Raw genomic sequence first — 20,722 nt, forward strand, 5'->3', positions numbered from 1 at the left:
TATGAAAGTAAAAGCAATTATAGAAAGAGGTAACGATGGCTCTTATGGCATCTATTTAGATGATGATAATTTAAATTTTGGAATCATAGGAGAAGGTAATACAGTAGCCGAGGCTAAAGATGACTTTTTATTATGTCGTGATGAGATGAAAGAGTATTACGATGAAATAGGTAAAGAGTTCCCCGATTTAGAATTCATATATCAATATGACACCGCATCTTTCTTAGAATATTACAGCAAAATTATTTCATTGGCAGGATTAGAACGTCTTACTGGAGTAAATCAAGGGCAACTAAGCCACTATCTCACAGGCAAACGTAAACCTAGCGCCAAAACTACTCAAAAAATACAACGCCATTTGCACGCTTTTGGTAAAGAATTACAGCATTTAGAGTTTGTTTAATATACTGTCTCACATTACATTCTCGTCACTCCACAGAGCACAACCAAAAAAGCAGGTTGCTATATAGCAACCTGCTTTTTCCTCGTGACCGCAAGAGGAGTCGAACCTCCAACCTTCAGAACCGGAATCTGATATTCTATCCAGTTGAACTATGCGGCCTCTTTTAAACTATATATTACTAAGACAATAATCTCTTTACAATCTCCGAAATGAGCTTGCCATCAGCCTTACCTGCCAATTGTTTGGTAGCTACACCCATTACCTTGCCCATATCCTTAGGCGTAGTAGCGCCCACTTGGTTAATAATCCCTCTCAGAGCAGTTTCTACTTCTGCTTCACTGAGTTGAGCCGGTAAGAACTTCTCTATCACCGCCATTTGGGCTAATTCAGGCTCAGCTAAGTCATTCCTACCTTGCTGTGTGTACAAAGCCGCACTGTCTTTGCGCTGTTTTACTAATTTTTGTAACAGTTTAAGTTCATCAGCTTCCGAAAGTTCTTCGGCAGCCCCAGCTTCTGTTTTGGCTAACAAAATAGCCGATTTAATAGCTCTCAACGATTCTAATGCCACTGTGTCCTTGGCTTTCATCGCTTCTTTGAGAGCCTCCATTACTTTAGTTTGTAAACTCATAATTTTCCAGTGTTTTGTGGGGCAAAAGTAATGCTATATTTGTAAACTGCCAACTTTTACCTCTATTTTTTATTTCCAACGGAGGCTTTCCATTATCCTTCTCACATCTTTTTCTAAATAATTACTCGCAGGTTGTACCGAATCGTAATTAGGAACCACCCTAAAATACACCGAACCTGATATAAAATGACGCACACTATCAGTAGCGTAAAACTGTGCTTGCGAAGCTGCATTGCCATACACTTGGTAAAACATACCGTACACTTTGGTCGTATCGTTCATAAATACTGTCGAAGCAATATTATCTGCCTTAATCGTATGGTCATAAGTAAACTTCTGTGCATCACTCAGCAACTGACGAATATTGCCATTCACATTTTTATAAGTGAGATAAACCGTAGCCTTCATCGCAGGATATTCTATATTAACATCACACGAATGGGGCTTGTACTTCAATTCCGATAGCGTATTTACCTCAAAAGTAAACGGACAATTGGGCAATTCGGTTACTTTCTGATACGATGCTTGCGGGTATTCCAATCGCAATACTCCCTTAGGCTTAGGTAATATATCAGTACCACAAGCTACTAACAATAGCACTACACTACTCAACAGACTATAAATAAGTTTTTTCATACATCACACTAATACCAAAAAACCTCAGCCACTTATGCTAAGGTTTTTCAGTGTAAAAAAGTTTTTATAATGGGTGAAAAATTATTCTACAGGTTTTTCTTCTGCTTTCACTTCTTTTTTCTCACCACCTTTTTCGTGGCAAGACTTTTTAGCATCTTTCTTACCGTCTTTTTTGCAACAAGATTTCTTTTTGCCATCTTTATTGCACTCTTTTTTCTCGCCGTCTTTATCGCAAGATTTCTTCACTTTCACTCCTCCGTTACCATCTTGGTCTACGATAAGGCTTTTAGCGATTTGATTTACATTAAGGGTCATAGCCCCTACATTAGTACTAAATGCAAACATTACAAATGCTGCAACAATTAATTTAAAAGTGTTCTTCATACAATTTTATATTTAGTTATTAATTTTCTGTTTATCAATATATTTCCATTCTTATCCCAACATCGCATACCCCATTGTAGCAACGCCTATTTCCACATTGGGTACGGTTTTCAGTAGCTCATAACAGTTGGTGAGCGTAGCTCCTGTGGTCACCACATCATCTACCAAAAGCACCTTCTTGCCTTCTATTCTATGAGTGTTTTGAAGAGAAAATATATGTTCACTCTCCTTCAAACGTCGCCACACTACCTTCCGGGTCTGCGTAGTATTAGCTTCAATTTTCACCAATACATCATCTATATAATCAAGGTGTAATACCGAAGCCAATGTCCTACCAAACAAGGCGACTTGGTTGTATCCTCGCTTGCGTTCTTTGCTTTTGTGCAAAGGCACAGGCAACACCACCTCAGCCTGCTGAAATAGGGGCGCATTCTTTATCTTTTCACCGAGCCATTGTCCTAACCACTCCCCTATCTGCTCTTCTCCTTTATACTTTAAAGAATGTATCAAATGTTGTGCCATATTATCCTTTTTAAAGTAAAATAATGCAGTAGCCGCAAACACTTCGCACTCTTCTGTCAGCCGTTGGGTAAACAAATTTTCCGCCTGCAAATGAAAGTTCGTTTCTTCTAACTTTTCTCTACAATTTACACACAAAAATTGCTCACCTGTAACCAATAATTTTCCACAACCTCTGCAATAAGCAGGTGATAACACCGAAAGTATATCCGATAAAATCATAATTCTTTTAGCTAATAGGTCGTTAATAGCTTCCTCTTAAATCCACCTTCTCTCCTTCCGCTCCTCGTTCATTGTTCGTCTTTTGTTCGTCTTTTGTTCGTCTTCTCTTCATCTGCCCGTGCCTTGCACCGTTGTTTATTCGTTTATATGTATGAACTTTGCCAAAGTTTCAAATCTTTGGCAAAGTTGAAATCCAGTAATAACCTTCTTTTTATCTCTGCCTTAGCTTCAACTTTCCTTCTACTTAGGTTCGTTGTTCCTTCGTTCATCGTTCGTCTTTTGTTCGTTGTAGACCCACTGTAGACCCACTGTAGACCCACTCTTTGTCCATCTATCCTATAAGCTTTGTATAATCCTCTCCCAATTTCACTATTAACCATTAATCATTAACCACTAACCATTAATCTAATTTTTTTCGGCAAATATACTCCTTTTTCCAAAAAATAATAGTATCTTTGTCGAATTATTTTCAATCTCAAACAAACTTTAATCTATATTTTATAACTGAAAATCAATTGAATATATGGCAAATACAGACGATCAATTCAAAAAAGTTGTTGCTCACGCCAAAGAATATGGCTTTATTTTCCCTTCAAGTGAAATCTACGACGGACTCGGTGCCGTATACGATTATGGGCAAAATGGCGTTGAACTAAAAAAGAATATCCGCGAATATTGGTGGCGCGCAATGGTGCAAATGAACGAGAACATTGTGGGTATCGATGCGGCTATTTTTATGCACCCTACTACGTGGAAGGCTTCTGGGCACGTCGATGCTTTCAACGACCCTCTTATCGATAACAAAGACTCTAAAAAACGCTACCGCGCCGATGTGCTCGTAGAAGATTATGTAGCCAAACTCGACGATAAAATTGAAAAAGAAATTGCTAAAGCTCAAAAACGCTTCGGCGATGCTTTCGACCGCGAGCAGTTTATAACTACCAATCCTCGTGTGTTAGAATACAAAAAACGCGGTGAAGAAATATTACACCGCTTGGGTAAATCGCTTGAGAAAGAAGACCTCGCCGATGTAAAAGCCCTTATCGAAGAACTCGAAATTGCCGACCCCGAAACAGGTTCTCGCAACTGGACAGATGTAAAACAGTTCAACCTAATGTTCGGCACCAAAATAGGCGCCTCTGCCGATGCCTCTATGGATTTATACTTGCGTCCCGAAACCGCTCAGGGTATTTTTGTAAACTTCCTAAACGTGCAAAAATCTGGACGTATGAAAATTCCTTTCGGGATTGCCCAAACGGGTAAAGCCTTCCGCAACGAGATTGTGGCACGTCAGTTTATTTTCCGTATGCGCGAGTTCGAACAAATGGAAATGCAATTCTTCATCAAACCAGGTACCCAACAGCAATGGTATGAGTATTGGAAAGAAACCCGCCTCAAATGGCACTTATCTTTGGGAATGGGTGAAGAAAACTATCGTTACCATCCACACGAAAAGCTCGCCCACTACGCCGATGCTGCTTGCGACATTGAATTCCGTTTCCCTTTTGGTTTCAAAGAATTAGAAGGTATCCACTCTCGTACTAATTTCGACCTCGGTAACCACGAAAAGTATTCAGGTAAAAAAATGCAATACTTTGACCCTGAAGAAAAAGTGAGTTATACTCCTTATGTACTCGAAACTTCTATCGGGCTCGACCGTATGTTCCTTGCGGTATTCTCCAACTCATTGCAAGAAGAAGCATTAGAAGGAGGAGATACCCGTACCGTATTGCGCTTGCCTTTTGTGTTGGCTCCTACCAAAGTAGCTGTATTGCCATTGCTCAAAAAAGACGGACTTCCAGAAGTTGCCGAACAAATCGTGAACGAGCTAAAATACGATTTCAATGTAGCTTACGACGAAAAAGATGCAGTAGGTCGCCGTTATCGCCGCCAAGATGCGGTAGGGACACCTTTCTGCGTAACCGTCGATCACCAAACTTTGGAAGACAACACTGTTACCTTACGCCACCGCGACACTATGGAGCAAGTGCGCATTGCCATTCCCGAATTGCGCAACACTATTGCCAAAGAAGTGGATATGCGCAATTGGCTTCACAAATTAGATACGAAGTAAGAGATAAGAGGTAAGAAAATGACTGAAACTCCAACAATCAAACGTCCCGTGCCCATAGACGAAGAAGTGTTGTGGGATAAAACCACTACCCTGATGAGTCGTACCAACAAGCACGGACATATAATGGAAACCAATAAGGCATTTCAGGAAGTATCAGGCTATACTGAGGCTGAGTTATACGACCAGCCTCATAGCCTTATCCGCCACCCCGATATGCCTAAAGTAGTTTTCAAAATACTGTGGGAAAACCTCAAAGGGCATAATAATTTCCACGCTATCATCAAGAACCTCTCTAAAAGCGGGCGCTATTATTGGGTGATTACTAATTTTGAAATCATACGCAATGAGCAAGATGAGATTACTGCCTTTGTTTCACACCGCAAGGCATTGCCTAAAGCACTCATCAGCGAGCATATAGTCCCTTTGTACGAACGTCTTTTAAAGATAGAAAAAGCCAATGGTTTGGAAGTAAGCGAACGTTATTTCAACGGCTTTTTAGAAGACCGTAAAACTACCTACGATGCTTTCATTCGCCAATTGCTCAAAGAAAACGCCGAAGAAATCAAAGCCTTCTATAACAACAAAAACACCGATAGCTTTTTAACAGAACTCATTCGATGAAATACTTTTTACTATCCTTTCTCCTTTTCTCCCTATATCCTGTTACAGCACAGGAAAACGACTCTATTCCACAAACTACATTGGATAGCCTTGCAAATGCTTTGCAAGGCTCACACCCATCTGAAGTAGATTTATTAGGCAAACAATATAAAATCAATGATAATCTAACCTATGTATACCAAAAACCGCGTTTTGTAGATATCTTCAACAAAATACCACGCAACATAGGTAAATCAGCAGTGGAGATGGTGTCTAAACCGAATTATCCTTACGGATTGGCGGCTATTGGTGCTACTGCGGCACTTATACCCGCTGACCCTTGGCTCATTAGAGAGAGTAGAAATTTGGGAGAGAATTTAGGACTAAATGAAGCTCATACCTATAAGAAGTTAGGCTTTTTGAAGATTATTCCTGCCGATGTAAACTCAGCAATGTATTTTATTGGCAATGGTACGACTTTTATCATTATCAGTGGGGGGATGGCTACTTATGGTCTTATTACAGGTGATTATCGCGCCAAAAGTACTGCTATGCAGATATTGGAAAGCATCATCGTATCGGGGGCATTTGTACAACCTATCAAGCGACTCACAGGGCGCGAGAGTCCATTTATAACCGCAGACGACGGGCGTTGGCACAGTCAGTGGACGTTTGCTCCCAGCTTTAAAGCTTACCAAGAGGATACCCCTATGTATGACGCTATGCCCTCTGGACACCTCACTACTGCAATGTCAGCACTCACAGTGATTGCCGAAAACTACCCCGACTACAAATGGATAAAGCCCGTAGGTTACACAGCCTTAGGCTTGATGTGCTACGAGATGATGCAAAGTAAAGTACACTGGGCTTCCGATTACCCTATTGCCCTATTTGTGGGATATATCACCGGTAAAACGATTGCTAACAGACGCATCACCAAAATAAGAAAAGAAGAAACTTTCTTAGTTAATAAAGTAAAATATAGTTGGGAATTCTGTACCTCCAACACTTGGGAAGGATATCAGCTACTTGGAGTAAATATTAAATTTAAGTAAAGAAAATTATTCACTTACATCTTCTAAATGAACGACTTCTACGCCTGCTTTTTCGAGAAAAGCTAACCCTTCGTTGTCGCGATAGCCTTCCTTATACACCACGCGCTTAATCCCTGATTGGTAGATGAGCTTACTGCACTCTTTGCAAGGTGACATTGTGATATAGAGCGTCGCTCCTTCTGACGATTGTGTAGACGAAGCAACTTTCATTATCGCATTGGCTTCGGCGTGAAGTACATACCAATGGGTATTGCCTTCCTCATCTTCACAACAGTTATCAAAACCAGTGGGCGTACCATTATAACCGTCTGAAATAATCATACGGTCTTTTACTATTATAGCTCCTACTTGCTTTCGCTGTGAATAAGACAATTTTGCCCATTCCATCGCCATACGCATATAAGCTTTGTCATAACGCAATTGCTTTTCTCGCTGTTGTTTCGTCATCTTGTAATTGTTTTTTAAGAAGTGCTACCGAAGAGAACTTTCGCTCTTCACGTAGGTATTTCAGAAAATATATTGTGAGTTCACGGTCGTAAAGGTCGCCGTTGAAGTCAAAGAAATAGACCTCAATAGAAGCCCCTTTGCCTTCGATAGTAGGGTTCTTGCCAATGCTCATCATTCCATATACTTTTCGTTCGCCAATGTAACTATACACGGCATATACGCCATCTTTGGGAATGAGTTTGTAGTCTTCGGTTACTTGTATATTAGCAGTAGGGTAACCTAAGGTACGCCCCAATTTGAGTCCGTGTACCACAGTGCCTGTAAGGCTATAAGGAGTTCCGAGGTAATGCTCAGCAGTTGTTACGTCACCTTTATTCAACGCTTCTCTTATTTTGGTGGAACTCACCGATACTTCATCTACTTCTTGCACTGATATTTCTTCCACAGCAAAGCCATACTTTTCGCCAAATAAACACATATCGTTTATATTTGCGGTACGATTGCGCCCAAAACGATGGTCGTAGCCAATAATCACCTTTTTTACATTGAGGTGCTGTACCAAAATAGTACTTACGAACTCCTCGGCAGTAAGTTGAGCAAAAGCCTCATTAAAAGGTTGCACCACAAGCAAATCGACGCCTAATCGCTGGAGTAGTTGCTTCTTCTCTTCCAAAGTGTGAATAAGTTTCAAACTTTTGTCGTGTTGCACTACCATTCGCGGATGCGGAAAGAAAGTGAATATTGTTGCTAAAAGTCCTTCTTGGCGAGCTGTTGTTACTACCCTTTCAATGATTTTCTGATGTCCTAGATGCACACCATCAAACGTGCCTATGGTGAGCACCGTAGGTTGTTGGGTAGTAAAAGTAGTAATATCGGTTATTTCTCTCACTTATTGTAGAACTTATTGTAAATATCTATATACTTTTCTTTAATCACACGTCGTTTGAGTTTGAGAGTAGGAGTGAGATGACCGCCGTCTATCGTCCATTCATCGGGGGTGAAATCAAAAAGTTTTACTTGTTCCCACTTGCCTAAATGATTGTTTACCTTTTCTACCTCTTTAGCAATACGGTCGTGAACCGCTTGGTTTTGTATAATCTCTTCGTTGGTCTTTCCTAATTTCACTTTATGACGGCGTGCCCATTCTTTTACAAACGGGAAATTAAGCTGAATAATAGCAGCTGGCATCTTTTCACCTTCGCCTACTACCATTACATTCTCGATGAAACGAGAGAGTTTCAATTGGTTTTCTATCAGCTGAGGTGATACGTATTTACCGCCTGAAGTTTTGAAGATTTCCTTCTTGCGGTCGGTGATTTTAAGGAAGCCATCAGCATCAAGCTCACCTATATCGCCTGTGTGGAAGAAACCTTCAGTGATGTTTTGATCTGTTTGCTCGGGGTCTTTATAGTAGCCCAACATTACATTCTCGCCTTTCACAAGTATTTCACCGTCTTCTGCAATTTTCACTTCTATATTGACAATAGGTTTCCCTACGGTACCTATTTTCCAAAATCTACCCGATTCGCGGTTTACTGCAATAACGGGAGCGGTTTCGGTAAGACCATAACCTTCCATAATTTTCAGCCCTGCGGCAGAGAACACCTTAGCCAAACGCGGTGATAGGGCAGCACTACCTGAGACAATCATCTGTATGCGTCCGCCTAAGGCTTCGCGCCATTTACTAAAGATGAGTTTGCGTGCAATTTTCAGTTTGAACTGATACCAAGCGCCATTAGCACCATAAGGTTCGTACTGAAAGCCCAAATTGAGTGCCCAAAAGAAGAGTTTGCGTTTAATGCCTTTAAGTTCTGCCCCTTTTACGAAGATTTTGTCGTAAATCTTCTCTATAAGTCGGGGTACTACTGTAATGATATGCGGTTTTATTTCACGTAAGTTATCACTGATTTTATCGAGAGATTCGGCAAAATAAATGCTTAGACAATCGTACTGATACAAATAGGTGAGCATACGCTCAAACACGTGGCACACAGGCAAAAAGCTGAGTGCTGTAGAGCCTTCGGTAATAGGCAAACGGTCTTGGCAGTTCAGTATGTTAGAGATGATATTCCAGTGGGAGAGCATTACCCCTTTTGGACGGCTGGTAGTGCCCGAAGTGTAGATGATAGTTGCTAAATCGTCTTTTTGAATACTATCTTTGCGTGCTTCCACTTCTGCTTGATTGCTCTCATCGGCGCCTAAATCGAGGATTTCTTGCCAATGGTGGGCATAAGGTACATCGTTGAAGGTAAAAATAGTTTTTAGATGAGGCAATTTATCTTGGATAGAAGAGATTTTCTCCCATAGTTCTTTATCGGAAACGACACAGTATTTACATTCCGAATGGTTGAGGATATACTCGAAATCCTCTAAGTTGATAGTGGGATAGATAGGTACATTCTGTGCGCCTACTTGTAAAATCCCGATGTCGAGCACGTGCCATTCGGTGCGATTAGTACTTGAAATGACCGCTATTTTATCATTTTTTTCAATGCCTAAGCGCAATAAGCCTCGGCTTACGGTATTCACTTTTTGGATATATTCAGCGGTAGAGGTTTTTGCCCACTCACCGTTGTATTTGGTAGCAAAAGCGACCTCTAAAGGGTGTTTAGATTGTTGATAATAAGGTATATCGAATAAACGATTTACGGTATTCATTGGTTTAAATTTTTGTTACAGAGGGCAAAAGTAATAAATAATTACGAAATACGAAATACGAATGACGAAAAATACTTATTACTTCAATTTTATCTTCAAGTAATATTTATTAGGAATTATTATTTATTTTTCTATCAAAAGTATTAATTTTGCACTATAAAAAAATATTTTTCTATGATTGGAACTATGACGTCTACAGTTGCTATTGAACTAATAAAGTACACTGTTAAAAAAGAAGGATATAGCTGTATTAGACAGCTATTTTTTCCTAAAAAAAAGTACGCAAGTAGATTGGTTAAAATTACAACAGATACAACACGAGAATTTGGTGAGAAATGTCTTATTATAGAAGATATAAATGGAAGAATTCCTTTTTATCACTCAGAAATTTTATATAAAAAGCTACTTGAACATAAATTATTTGAAACTAAGAAAGTGGATTTTGATGAATTATTAGATGAATTTAAAAGAATTCCTAACATTATAGAACCGACCAAAGAACAAATAATTTCTTTTTATAATTTATTTTATAGTAATCTTGAAAAAGATAAAGAGCTTAAAAAGCTTTTTATAGAAGAAAATTATAAAGATAAGATATTTGAAAATTCTGATAAATTAGATGCAATATCTAAGGAACTGAACATATCTTCAAGCAAACTAAACTTTAAAACATTAAATGTGGCCGATTTTACCAACGTTGAAATATTAAAAATAGATAATTATGAAAAAAGATATATAAGAAGAGAAGAAATTAATTATTTCACAATAAATGAAGAGAATGAAACCTTAGAGCATTTTTTACAAGAGAAAAATAGAATTGTATTATTAGGTAATGCAGGTATAGGGAAAACAATTGAACTAAAGTATCTATTTAATTCCCTATGGGATAAAAGAGAAGAACAACAGAATTTTCCTTTTTTATTACTCTTAAAAACTTTAGGGGAACCTCTACTTTTGAAGATTTAATACCTTTGAAAGAATGGAGAGAATTACCTATAATTACATTTATTTTAGATGGTCTTGATGAAATAGCCAATATTCAAGACTTTATTTCTTCATTGGAACTTTTTTTAAATCAATACAAAGAATACAAAATTAATGTAGTTATTAGTTGTAGAACTAATATTTATGAAAAATATATTGCTAAAATTGATAATTTTGAATATGTTTTTTTGGAAGGATTATCAGAGCTTCAAATAAATAATATTTTTAAAAAAGAAAATGGTATCTCTTTACCATTTAACGAACTGAATCGCTTCAAATCCTTTTTAGAAAATCCTTTTAACTTAAGCCTTTTTTCTGATTATTACAAGGGACATAAAGAATTTCCTAACAATCAATTAGAGATTTGGAATATATTTATTGAAAAAGAATTAAATCTTTTAAATAAAGAAAAATTCAAAAAAAGAGAATCTATCAACATTCCTCATATAGAATATTGTTTGGAAAAAGTAGCTATTGTGAATGAATTAATGCAACAGAGTTTTATATTAGAAAGTAATTTATACAACTTATTAGGTAGGAACAACGAAATTTTTGAAGAAGTTTCTTTTATAGAAAAGACACCTAATTCAAATATCTTTACATTTAGACATAAGAATTATCAGGAGTTTTTTGCAGCCAAGTACTTAGCTAATAAAAATGGGAAAAACATCCTATCTTTTATAAAAATAAATTCAGAAATCAACAAAACAAAACCTTCATTATTTAACACGATTGGCTTTTTGTTAAATATTTTACAAAAAGACAAATTTGAAAACATTAAAGATTGGCTTTTGAATAATGAACCTGAAATACTTTTTTTAGTAGAAAAGGATAAATTGAATGTTGAACAAAAAAATGATATCTTTAAAAAGCATTTTACAAATATAGCTATTGAAAAGAAACATTGGTTTGCAGGAGCTCAGCCTTTCTCTATGAATAAAATGGCAGAATTTGCTAATATTGATTTTCTTATCTCAGTAATTAATAAAAATATACATTTTAGAACTACTATATCTGCTTTAAATGTATTAGCTTTTACGGAATGTTCTGATGAGGATAATGATAAAATAAAAAATACTCTTAAAGCAATAATACTTTCAGATAATCAAATACAAGAATCTTTACAAATAAAAAGTGAGGCTTTGAGAACTTTTAGAGAAAAAGAGTTCTATAAAGATATTTCTTTCCTTAAAGAAATTGCCACATATTTTAAAGATAATTATTCACGAGAAATTCATCATCTAATAATTACAATACTTCATAAGTTAGAAGATATTGATAATTATTTTGATATACTAAAGAATTCTTTATACAAATTATACAAGATAGAACCTAATAGAGAAATAGATAATGTAATAAGAGGAACTAAGGAATATTTTGCTCAAATAGCTTTAAAAATACAAAATAGAGATCATTTTGTAGAAATACTAAAAATTATTGTAGATGATAATTTTGATATTAGGATATCAGAATTTTATAAATGTAATTTTAAAGAGAAGTTTATAGAAAAAATCCTTTCTTTTATTATATCTAATAAGGATATTTCGTCTATTATAGATATATTTATGCAATTAGATGATTGTCAACTTTCTAATCTATATGATCCTAACAACATTTTTCCTACATTAGTTAATGAAATGTCTGATCAAAAGATTAATGTATTTAGGTATATTATTGATAAATATGGGGTAACAGAGAATAATTATATGATTATCACATTATTTAATGATGAAAAATGTATTGATTACTTAGTTGAAAAATATAAAGAAAAAACAATAAAAATCTCAGACGACACTCTTGCTACTATAAGGTTTTATTATTCAAGACATAATTATCGTTCTGCCCTTTATTTTGACAATCATTTTTCTTTCTTAGGTCATACTTTTCCTAATATACTCTATACAGAAGAAGAAATTGAGGAGAATAATAAAAAATACATAAAAGCTTCTCAGGAAAACTATGACATTTTATTTGATAGGCAAAAAATAGAGCAAAGAATAACTAAAATTTTTGAAGATAATGACATTACAAAAATAAGTGTCGATATAGTTCATAAACTTGAATATGAATCTTATAGAAATAACTCATACTATGGTATTAGAAATAGTTTATATTCACTTATTATTGAAGTTTTAAATGGAGATGAAACAAAGACTAAGGAAGAAATCATCTCAAAACTTGAGAATGAGTATTATATCTTATATCAAATAAAATCTATGATTAAAGATAAAGATATACCTTTTGAAATTAATCATAATCATATCAATTATATAAAAGAAACTTGCTTATCTCTTGAAAATAATTTTGACTATGATAATATTATATCTTTTGATGATAAAAATTACTATTCAACAATCTATCCTAATTGCAATATCTTAGAAATATTGTACTTTTTTGATAAAAAGTATGAAGTAATTTATTCTCAAGAATTTTACTTAGAAACTTTGAGATATTGTAATATCATTGGAGAAATGGAAGATAATATCAATTTCATTGAAAATAAAGTAGATAAGTCAATTTTTAGAGGTAAAATTATTGACAATATTAGCAATATAAAAATGGATTATGGCTCTTTTAGAGAGCATGTTAGATATGTTATTAAGCATAAGATTAAGGAATGTTACCCTAAGATAGAAGAAGCTATTTTAGATGATGATTCTTCTATCTTGAAAGAATATATAGAAGTTCTAACAAAAGAAAGAAAAGAAAGTTTTTTAAGAAATTGTTGCACAGACATTAATACATATTTATTTTGGGAAGCAATTGATAGTTGCATGAAAGAGAATATAAATATTAATTTTATTCTTGATAAGGTAAAAGGATATTTAAACTCAAATAAAACTGAGTTCATATCTAATGCTTTAAGTGTTCTTTTTTATTGTAATGATTCAAAAGCTTTAGAGTTTTATATAACACATCTAAGAGACCTTAAAAATAAAAATATTGACTTAAGAGATGATTATAAAATTAACAACAAAGCTATTTTAAAGTATACTAATCTTAGCAATATAGAATTTTTAAAAGAAATATTTCATATTATCTATGATGAAAAAATTAAAGAGAATACTTCTGCTTACTATAATACAAAACAAGACATTCAATCTTTACTAATCAGTTTTTCAAATAAGGGCTTTGAAAGGATTAATAACTTATTGAAAGATATAAAAAAGGAATGTGTAGATAGTGATGCAAAAACCTTTCATATTAATCACTTAATAGATGTTTCAAATAATTCATATTTAGCTTCTCTTTCAAAACCTTTAACTTTCATAGAAGCTGAAAAATTACTCTACAGCTAAACTCTTTTTAAAAAACTTTATCTCTTTATCAAACAAAGAAAAGTCTATTTGCTTTTCCCGCAAATAGACTCTTTTTTATTACCAAATTATTCTACGGTTACTGATTTGGCTAAATTACGAGGTTGATCGACATTGCAACCGCGCTTGATAGCGATATAATAGGACAGCAACTGCAAAGGTACTGAAGCTAAAATAGGGGTAAGCGCCTCACTGATTTCGGGTATTTCAATCACGTGGTTTGCTAAGCCCGCCATTTGGGTATCGCCTTCGGTTACTACGGCTATAATTTTACCTTTGCGCGCCTTTATCTCTTGTGCATTAGAAACTACCTTATCATAATGTCCTTTAGACGGTGCTATGAATATCACCGGCATATTCTCATCGATAAGGGCGATAGGTCCGTGTTTCATCTCGGCAGCTGGATAGCCTTCGGCGTGAATATAGGATATTTCTTTGAGTTTTAAAGCCCCTTCCAAAGCGGTAGGGAAGTTAAAACCACGACCTAAATACAAGCAATTGGTAGCTGTTTTATAGCTTTCGGCTATCTCGGCTATCTTGTGATCTACTGTTTTGATAGTGGTTTCGAGCAACTGGGGCACACGTTCTAATTCCTTACAAAGACGGTGATAGGTTTCCGAACTGAGGGTACCCTTCTTATGTCCTAAATGCAAAGCGATAAGGGTAAGCACCGTGAGTTGGGTGGTAAAGGCTTTGGTAGAAGCTACCCCTATTTCAGGACCTGCGTGAGTGTAAGTACCTGAATGGGTGATACGCGCAATTGATGAACCTACCACATTGCAAATACCGTAGATAAAAGCTCCTTTTTCTTTCGCTAATTTGAGGGCTGCTAAGGTATCGGCAGTCTCGCCTGATTGTGAAATAGCAATGACGATATCCCCCTTATTGATAATAGGGTTGCGATAACGGAACTCTGAGGCGTACTCTACTTCTACAGGAATACGAGCGTATTCTTCTAACAGATATTCACCTACCAAGCCTGCGTGCCACGAAGTGCCACACGCTACAATAACGATGCGTTTGGCATTGAGGAAGGTCTCTAAATGATTATCTATTCCTGATAGTTTGGTAGTATGGTTGGGCAAGAGGCGACCGCGCATCGTGTCTTGGATAGACTTAGGCTGCTCGTAGATTTCTTTGAGCATAAAATGGTCGTATCCGCCTTTTTCTATTGCTTCGAGGTTGAGTTTGAGTTGTTGTACAAACGGACTCACCTGCTCATTACTGCCTATTTTAATCACTTTTAACGGTTTGTTGAGGTGAATGGTAGCCATTTCGCCATCTTCTAAATACACAGCATTTTGGGTGTATTCTATAAAAGGAGAGGCATCGGAAGCGATGAAGAACTCTCCATCACCTACCCCTATTACCAACGGACTACCCAAGCGAGCTACTACTATTTCCTCAGGTTTACTTTCCTCCATTACAGCAATGGCAAAAGCGCCCACCACCTCGTTAAGCGCATAGCGCACCGCAGTCTCTAAATTGACGTTTTCTTTTTCTTTGAAGTATTCGATGAAATCTACTAATACCTCGGTATCAGTATCTGAATGGAATACAAACCCCTCTTTGATGAGGTTTTGCTTGATACTCTCGTAATTCTCAATAATACCGTTGTGTACAATAGCAATCTTGCCAGAGTTGGAACGGTGAGGGTGTGAATTGATGTCGTTAGGCACTCCGTGGGTTGCCCAACGGGTATGCCCCATACCGCAACCATAAGTAGGAACATTTTCCCCTGCTTTGGCTACCAAATCGGATACTTTGCCCTTGGTTTTTTCTCCGTAAAAACTCTCAGCGTTTAAGATAAAACCTGCGCTGTCATATCCACGGTATTCTAAGCGTTTTAACCCATCAATCACGATGGGAAAAGCGGCACGTTTGCCTAAATAACCTACAATTCCACACATATTTTTAAGTTCTTTTTATTATTTATTATTTTACACTCTTACACTTTCGGGCACTAATACGGTATAATCACCGTGATTGCGAATAACATCGCGCACAATAGACGATGATATAAACGAAGTTCGTGCTGCCGTTAGTAAAAAGACAGTTTCTATTTGAGATAATTTGCGGTTAGTATGCGCAATAGCTTTTTCAAACTCAAAGTCGGCTGGGTTGCGCAAACCTCTGAGGATAAATTGCGCATCAATTTCTTTGCAGAAGTCTACCGTAAGCCCTTGGTAGGTAGTAACTTTTACTTTGGGTTCATCGGCAAAGGCTTTTTCGATAAACTCTTTGCGTTGTTCTACCGTAAACATATAGTTCTTGTCGCTATTGATACCTATGGCAACCACAATTTCATCGAATAGGTCTAAAGCACGTTTGATAATATCGTAATGACCTAAGGTAATGGGGTCAAACGACCCTGGAAATAAAGCTCTTTTCAATGATTAACGATTAATGGTTAGTGATTCAATACTCGTTCAATTTCGCTTTCGAATAGTTCTTCAAGACTGATACCTGCTACTTTAGCTTGTTGAGGCAGTAAACTAGCTTCTGAAAGCCCTGGTGTAGTATTCATTTCGAGTAAATAAGGCGTGTCGCCTACTATGATGAACTCACTTCGGCTGAAACCTTCCATTTTTAACAATCGGTATACACGTTCCGCCAAAGCGTTGATTTTAGCAGTCATTTCGGCAGAAAGGCGCGCAGGGGTAATTTCTTGCGACTTGCCGTTATACTTGGCATCATAATCGAAGAAATCATTCTCGGATACAATCTCAGTCATTGGAAGAACTTTTATTTTCCCGCGATAGTTGATTACCCCGATAGAGATTTCAGTACCTTTCAAGAAACTTTCGATGAGGATTTCGTCGTCTACTTCAAATGCTTTGTCTATATACATAGGCAGTTGTTCCTCTTCATATACTTTATACACTCCAAAACTACTCCCTGATTTATTAGCCTTCACAAAGCAAGGCAAGCCTACTTTGGCTACAATATCAGCAGTGTTGTAGTCTTCACCTTTGTTGAGATAGTAAGAAGGGGCAGAAAGAATTCCAAAAGGTTTGAGTACCGATAGCATATCACGTTTGTTGAAAGTAAGAGCCGAAGCATACATACTACATCCTGTGAGAGGTAAGCCAATCAAATTGAAATAGGCTTGCAAATAACCGTCTTCACCTGGGGTGCCGTGAATGGCATTGAAAACAGCATCAAAAGTAATTTTACGCCCGTTTACTGTTACCGAGAAGTCGTTTTTATCAATAGGGTGTTCGTTGTTTTGAGCATCTACATACACCCATTTATCGCGGTCGATACGCACGGGGTAAGGTACATATTTATCTTGGTTGAGATGTTTGGCTACTACTGCAGCACTCTTTAAAGAAACGGGAGCTTCATTAGAGTAACCTCCCATTATGATTGCTATATTCTTTTTCATTTTTTTCAATAGTATCATTTCTGTCTGAAATACACGTCAATAGGCACACCATTAAAATCGAAGTTCTCACGGAGTTTGTTCTCGATAAAACGCCTGTAAGGGTCTTTTACGTACTGTGGCAAATTAGCAAAGAAAGCAAACTGTGGCATAGGTGTAGGCAACTGGGTACAGAACTTTATCTTGATGTATTTTCCTTTGATCGCAGGGGGTGGATAGTTCTCAATAATAGGCAACATCACCTCATTGAGTTTGCGAGTAGGGATACGCTTGGTACGGTTGTTATACACAGCTACAGCCGTTTCTATGGCTTTGTAGATACGTTGCTTATTCAGTGCTGATACAAACAAGATGGGTACATCAGTGAAAGGTTCTATTTCTTTGCGGATAGCCGCTTCGTACTGTTTAGCTGTATTGTTTTCCTTCTCTACCAAATCCCATTTGTTTACTAATATTACGATGCCTTTGCGATTACGTTGTGCCAACCAGAAAATATTAGCATCTTGGCTTTCAAAACCACGCGTAGCATCAAGCATCAAAATACACACATCGGAGTGTTCAATGGCGCGAATAGAACGCATTACCGAGTAAAACTCTAAGTCCTCTTTCACTTTGGCTTTACGACGGATACCTGCTGTATCTACTAAGTTGAACTCAAATCCAAAGCGGTTATATTTAGTATCAATAGCATCGCGTGTAGTGCCTGCAATATCGGTAACAATATAGCGGTCTTCGCCTATAAGGGCGTTGATAAAGGACGATTTACCCGCATTAGGTCTCCCTACTACGGCAAAGCGCGGTAAGGTGTTTTCTTCTTGTTTTTCTTTTTCGGGCAAGAGAGCGACCAAATCGTCTAACAATTCACCCGTACCACTACCATTTACACTTGATAGGGCGTAGAGATGTTCAAAGCCTAAGGCATAAAATTCGTGCATATCGTTGCGACGGTTGTTGCTATCTACTTTGTTTACCGCTACTAATATCGGTTTACGGCATTTACGCAACAACTCAGCTACAGCTTCGTCCATACCGGTAAGTCCTTCTTCTACGTTTACCATAAAGATAATCGCATCGGCTTCATCTATGGCTAAGGCAACTTGTTTATTGATTTCTTTCTCGAAAGAATCGTCGCCTCCCGCTAAGTAACCACCTGTATCAATAACAGAAAAAGAGACCCCGTTCCAGTCGGTTTTACCATAATGGCGGTCGCGTGTTACGCCACTTACAGCGTCCACGATAGCCTCACGGCGTTTTATCAAACGGTTAAAAAAAGTGGATTTACCTACATTCGGTCGTCCCACAATGGCTACTATAGCACTCATAATACACCTACTTATTTTTTGCAAAGATAGAAATTAATTGACAAATGACAATTATCTTCTTACAATCGCTGTTCTTTTTTATATGGATTGGGGCGATAGCCGTCCATTAGCACATCGTTTTCCATTATAAACGGAATAGCATTAGGTTGCTCCCATTCTACATCATATCGGTTCATTAAATAATCACTGAGCTGGGTGCGATTCTCTAATTTTATTACCTGATAGGGTTCTTGAAAAGCGAGTTTTTCTATAAAGAGCAGCTTGCCGTCAAAAGGTACTAATACCCCTACGTGTCCTACAAAAAGTGTGTTCTCCTCTGGGGTGACTTGAGAATGGAAGACTGCCGAGATAAGCGATGCCTTAGTAGGGTCGTTTTTATAACGGAAATTGATACCGCGTTCTTTCCACGCCTGTTGCATCGCCTGCAAATGGGTATTTATATCTTTGGTATTAGTAGTAGGCACCTCAGTAAAGAGGGTAAAAAAGTTATTTTCTTCCTCAGAGGTAAAGAACTTCTTAGGAGTATTGTGCAAGGACTCACGGTCTATAAAAAGCACCTCGTCTTCCTCTTTGCTAGCAAACTTTTTATTCGTAGGGAAAGAAATTAAATCACGCAAGAGGGTAAAAGAGGTAAGACGGCAATTATAACCTTGAAACATAGGGTATTTAGCCGTCCAAATGCTTTGTATAGCAACCTCATCATACTTAGGTAGCAAGCTGTCAATAGTAACAAATCCTTTGGGTACTAAGCCTGCTTTATCGCCTACGGTTTGGTTGAAAAGGGCTACACTCTCCAAAAAAGAGGCTACATTTTGCTCAGCTATTCCCGCTGCTATAAGGGCTTTTTGCACTTCATCTTGGGTAGCGGTATCTACTAAATTAGAATAAGTGAGAGTAACTGCTGTTTTTTCAGTTGTTGCTTTCTTCTGTTGGCAAGAAATTGTTACCAAAGAAAGAGTAGTTATCAATAGAAGTCTTTTCATTGTTTTAATCATTACTTTCATAATAATATGATTGCTCTATACCTTTAAAAATTACTTCACGGTCGTTTACTTTATCAGTAAGGGCAGGTTGCAACAAAAAGCGTAATTCCAAATCGTTGATAGGGCTACGCTCCATTGCTTGGAGGTAAGGAGCTTTATCTATCTGTTGCCAATTCACTACTTTGCCTAAGCGTTTTTTGAGTATCAAGTCGAGCCATATACGAGTAGCACGTCCATTGCCTTCCATAAAAGGGTGGGCAATATTCATCTCTACGTATTTGGCTACAATTTCTTCAAAAGTATTTTCAGGCATTTGGTCTATTACGGGTAGGATAGCGTGCAAAAACATCGCATTGGCAAACTTAAAACCGCCCTTGCTGATGTTTAGCCGACGTATCTCACCTGCAAAATCGTAAAGCCCCTCAAAAAGATAGCGATGTATCTCGCATAATCCTTTAGTGGTACCTACTTCTATCTGCTCTATAGTCCCACTCTCAAAAAGACGATAGGCATTTTGTAAACTTTGCGCGTCGATTTCTTGAGTATTCATCTTCAATTTTCTCTGTTTAATGTATATATCAAACTTGTATGTCTCTCCCCTGTGAGTGGAAACAAGAAATCTTCAAGGGTATGATGATAACGGAATCCACATTTTTCAAGTACTCGCTGTGAGGCAACATTTTCCTCGTATGCGCTTGCCCATAGTTGAGTAAGGTTCAACTGTTCAAAAGCATATTGTATTACCCTTAGAGTAGCTTCAGTAACATATCCCTTACCCCAAAAGTCTTCTCCAAGCCAGTAGCCTATTTCAGCTTCATTTTCGCTTACAGGAAGATTGCTTTCTCCTTGTAAAAGCAAGCCTATACTACCAATAGGTGTGTTATTGGGCAGACAAATAGCAAAACTATGAGACTTGCTAAGGACAACCTCAATAATCTCCCGGCTCTCCTCCACACTTTTGTGAGGTAACCAACCGCACATCTTGCCTATAATAGGATTATGCGCTTGTGCGTATAAGGCTTCGGCATCTGTTATTTTCCAAGGACGAAGCAAAAGGCGCATTGTGTGAAGTGTTTCCATAAACTTAAATATTTTATAAATAGAC

Annotated in this window: 20 protein-coding genes and 1 tRNA gene; 6 read left to right on the top strand and 15 right to left on the bottom strand. The window is 37.2% G+C overall.

Going from position 1 to position 20,722, the window contains the following annotated elements; genetic code table 11:
- The first annotated feature begins 1 nt into the window (after position 1).
- A complete protein-coding gene (locus C3V44_RS05590; protein ID WP_106095823.1) occupies positions 2–403 on the top strand; it encodes a helix-turn-helix transcriptional regulator in 402 nt (133 codons plus the stop codon).
- Between the two features lie 85 nt (positions 404–488).
- Here the strand turns inward: C3V44_RS05590 and C3V44_RS05595 are convergent.
- The 5 genes from C3V44_RS05595 to C3V44_RS05615 form a co-directional block, all read right to left on the bottom strand.
- Positions 489–562: transfer RNA gene (locus C3V44_RS05595), tRNA-Arg, on the bottom strand.
- 19 nt (positions 563–581) lie between these two features.
- Positions 582–1,031: a GatB/YqeY domain-containing protein gene (locus C3V44_RS05600; RefSeq protein WP_009411286.1), complete on the bottom strand. Its 450-nt coding sequence runs from the start codon at positions 1,029–1,031 to the stop codon at positions 582–584.
- A 69-nt stretch (positions 1,032–1,100) separates the two neighbouring features.
- Positions 1,101–1,667, bottom strand: a complete 567-nt coding sequence (gene gldD, locus C3V44_RS05605; protein WP_002675426.1) for a gliding motility lipoprotein GldD — start codon at positions 1,665–1,667, stop codon at positions 1,101–1,103.
- A gap of 81 nt (positions 1,668–1,748) precedes the next feature.
- Complete coding sequence (locus C3V44_RS05610; protein ID WP_016479681.1) at positions 1,749–2,051, bottom strand: hypothetical protein; 303 nt, start codon at positions 2,049–2,051, stop codon at positions 1,749–1,751.
- Between the two features lie 51 nt (positions 2,052–2,102).
- Positions 2,103–2,792, bottom strand: a complete 690-nt coding sequence (locus tag C3V44_RS05615; RefSeq protein ID WP_106095824.1) for a ComF family protein — start codon at positions 2,790–2,792, stop codon at positions 2,103–2,105.
- A 523-nt stretch (positions 2,793–3,315) separates the two neighbouring features.
- On the opposite strand from C3V44_RS05615, the gene C3V44_RS05625 reads away from it, so the two are divergent.
- From C3V44_RS05625 to C3V44_RS05635, 3 genes are read left to right on the top strand one after another with little or no spacing between them, the layout of a single operon-like run.
- Positions 3,316–4,866 (top strand): glycine--tRNA ligase, encoded by a 1,551-nt coding sequence (locus tag C3V44_RS05625; RefSeq protein WP_106095826.1) that lies wholly within the window; start codon positions 3,316–3,318, stop codon positions 4,864–4,866.
- Positions 4,867–4,884: 18 nt separating this feature from the next.
- Positions 4,885–5,487, top strand: coding sequence for a PAS domain-containing protein (locus C3V44_RS05630; RefSeq protein WP_106095827.1), 603 nt, complete (start codon positions 4,885–4,887; stop codon positions 5,485–5,487).
- Positions 5,484–6,521 carry a phosphatase PAP2 family protein gene (locus tag C3V44_RS05635; protein WP_106095828.1) on the top strand — a complete coding sequence of 346 codons (1,038 nt, stop codon included), beginning with the start codon at positions 5,484–5,486 and terminating at the stop codon, positions 6,519–6,521. The genes C3V44_RS05630 and C3V44_RS05635 overlap by 4 nt, the downstream gene beginning before the upstream one ends.
- A 6-nt stretch (positions 6,522–6,527) precedes the next feature.
- Here C3V44_RS05635 and C3V44_RS05640 read toward each other — a convergent pair whose 3' ends face one another.
- The 3 genes from C3V44_RS05640 to C3V44_RS05650 are packed head-to-tail and all read right to left on the bottom strand — an operon-like array spanning position 6,528 to position 9,626.
- Positions 6,528–6,968: a dCMP deaminase family protein gene (locus tag C3V44_RS05640; protein ID WP_009411280.1), complete on the bottom strand. Its 441-nt coding sequence runs from the start codon at positions 6,966–6,968 to the stop codon at positions 6,528–6,530.
- Positions 6,931–7,857 carry a bifunctional riboflavin kinase/FAD synthetase gene (locus C3V44_RS05645; RefSeq protein ID WP_106095829.1) on the bottom strand — a complete coding sequence of 309 codons (927 nt, stop codon included), beginning with the start codon at positions 7,855–7,857 and terminating at the stop codon, positions 6,931–6,933. The genes C3V44_RS05640 and C3V44_RS05645 overlap by 38 nt, the downstream gene beginning before the upstream one ends.
- Positions 7,854–9,626, bottom strand: coding sequence for a long-chain fatty acid--CoA ligase (locus C3V44_RS05650; RefSeq protein ID WP_106095830.1), 1,773 nt, complete (start codon positions 9,624–9,626; stop codon positions 7,854–7,856). Before C3V44_RS05650 ends, C3V44_RS05645 begins: the two co-directional genes overlap by 4 nt.
- Positions 9,627–9,800: 174 nt before the next feature.
- On the opposite strand from C3V44_RS05650, the gene C3V44_RS05655 reads away from it, so the two are divergent.
- Both C3V44_RS05655 and C3V44_RS05660 read left to right on the top strand, forming a co-directional pair.
- On the top strand, positions 9,801–10,592 hold the full coding sequence (locus tag C3V44_RS05655) for a hypothetical protein (RefSeq protein WP_106095831.1): 792 nt from the start codon (positions 9,801–9,803) through the stop codon (positions 10,590–10,592).
- 5 nt (positions 10,593–10,597) lie between these two features.
- Positions 10,598–13,909 (top strand): NACHT domain-containing NTPase, encoded by a 3,312-nt coding sequence (locus C3V44_RS05660; protein WP_106095832.1) that lies wholly within the window; start codon positions 10,598–10,600, stop codon positions 13,907–13,909.
- Between the two features lie 86 nt (positions 13,910–13,995).
- On the opposite strand, the gene glmS is transcribed toward C3V44_RS05660, so the two are convergent.
- The 7 genes from glmS to C3V44_RS05695 are packed head-to-tail and all read right to left on the bottom strand — an operon-like array spanning position 13,996 to position 20,697.
- Positions 13,996–15,837, bottom strand: coding sequence for a glutamine--fructose-6-phosphate transaminase (isomerizing) (gene glmS / locus C3V44_RS05665; RefSeq protein ID WP_106095833.1), 1,842 nt, complete (start codon positions 15,835–15,837; stop codon positions 13,996–13,998).
- Between the two features lie 30 nt (positions 15,838–15,867).
- Complete coding sequence (gene coaD / locus C3V44_RS05670; RefSeq protein ID WP_002675408.1) at positions 15,868–16,320, bottom strand: pantetheine-phosphate adenylyltransferase; 453 nt, start codon at positions 16,318–16,320, stop codon at positions 15,868–15,870.
- A gap of 17 nt (positions 16,321–16,337) precedes the next feature.
- Positions 16,338–17,315: a D-alanine--D-alanine ligase gene (locus C3V44_RS05675; protein ID WP_106096632.1), complete on the bottom strand. Its 978-nt coding sequence runs from the start codon at positions 17,313–17,315 to the stop codon at positions 16,338–16,340.
- A 14-nt stretch (positions 17,316–17,329) separates the two neighbouring features.
- On the bottom strand, positions 17,330–18,634 hold the full coding sequence (der, locus tag C3V44_RS05680; RefSeq protein ID WP_106095834.1) for a ribosome biogenesis GTPase Der: 1,305 nt from the start codon (positions 18,632–18,634) through the stop codon (positions 17,330–17,332).
- Between the two features lie 59 nt (positions 18,635–18,693).
- Complete coding sequence (locus tag C3V44_RS05685; RefSeq protein WP_106096634.1) at positions 18,694–19,617, bottom strand: DUF4300 family protein; 924 nt, start codon at positions 19,615–19,617, stop codon at positions 18,694–18,696.
- Between the two features lie 4 nt (positions 19,618–19,621).
- Positions 19,622–20,167 carry a protein adenylyltransferase Fic gene (gene fic / locus C3V44_RS05690; protein ID WP_106095835.1) on the bottom strand — a complete coding sequence of 182 codons (546 nt, stop codon included), beginning with the start codon at positions 20,165–20,167 and terminating at the stop codon, positions 19,622–19,624.
- Positions 20,168–20,169: 2 nt separating this feature from the next.
- Positions 20,170–20,697, bottom strand: coding sequence for a GNAT family N-acetyltransferase (locus tag C3V44_RS05695; RefSeq protein ID WP_106096633.1), 528 nt, complete (start codon positions 20,695–20,697; stop codon positions 20,170–20,172).
- Positions 20,698–20,722 lie beyond the last annotated feature (25 nt).

This window comes from Capnocytophaga sp. oral taxon 864 (assembly GCF_002998835.1).
Lineage (GTDB): Bacteria > Bacteroidota > Bacteroidia > Flavobacteriales > Flavobacteriaceae > Capnocytophaga > Capnocytophaga ochracea.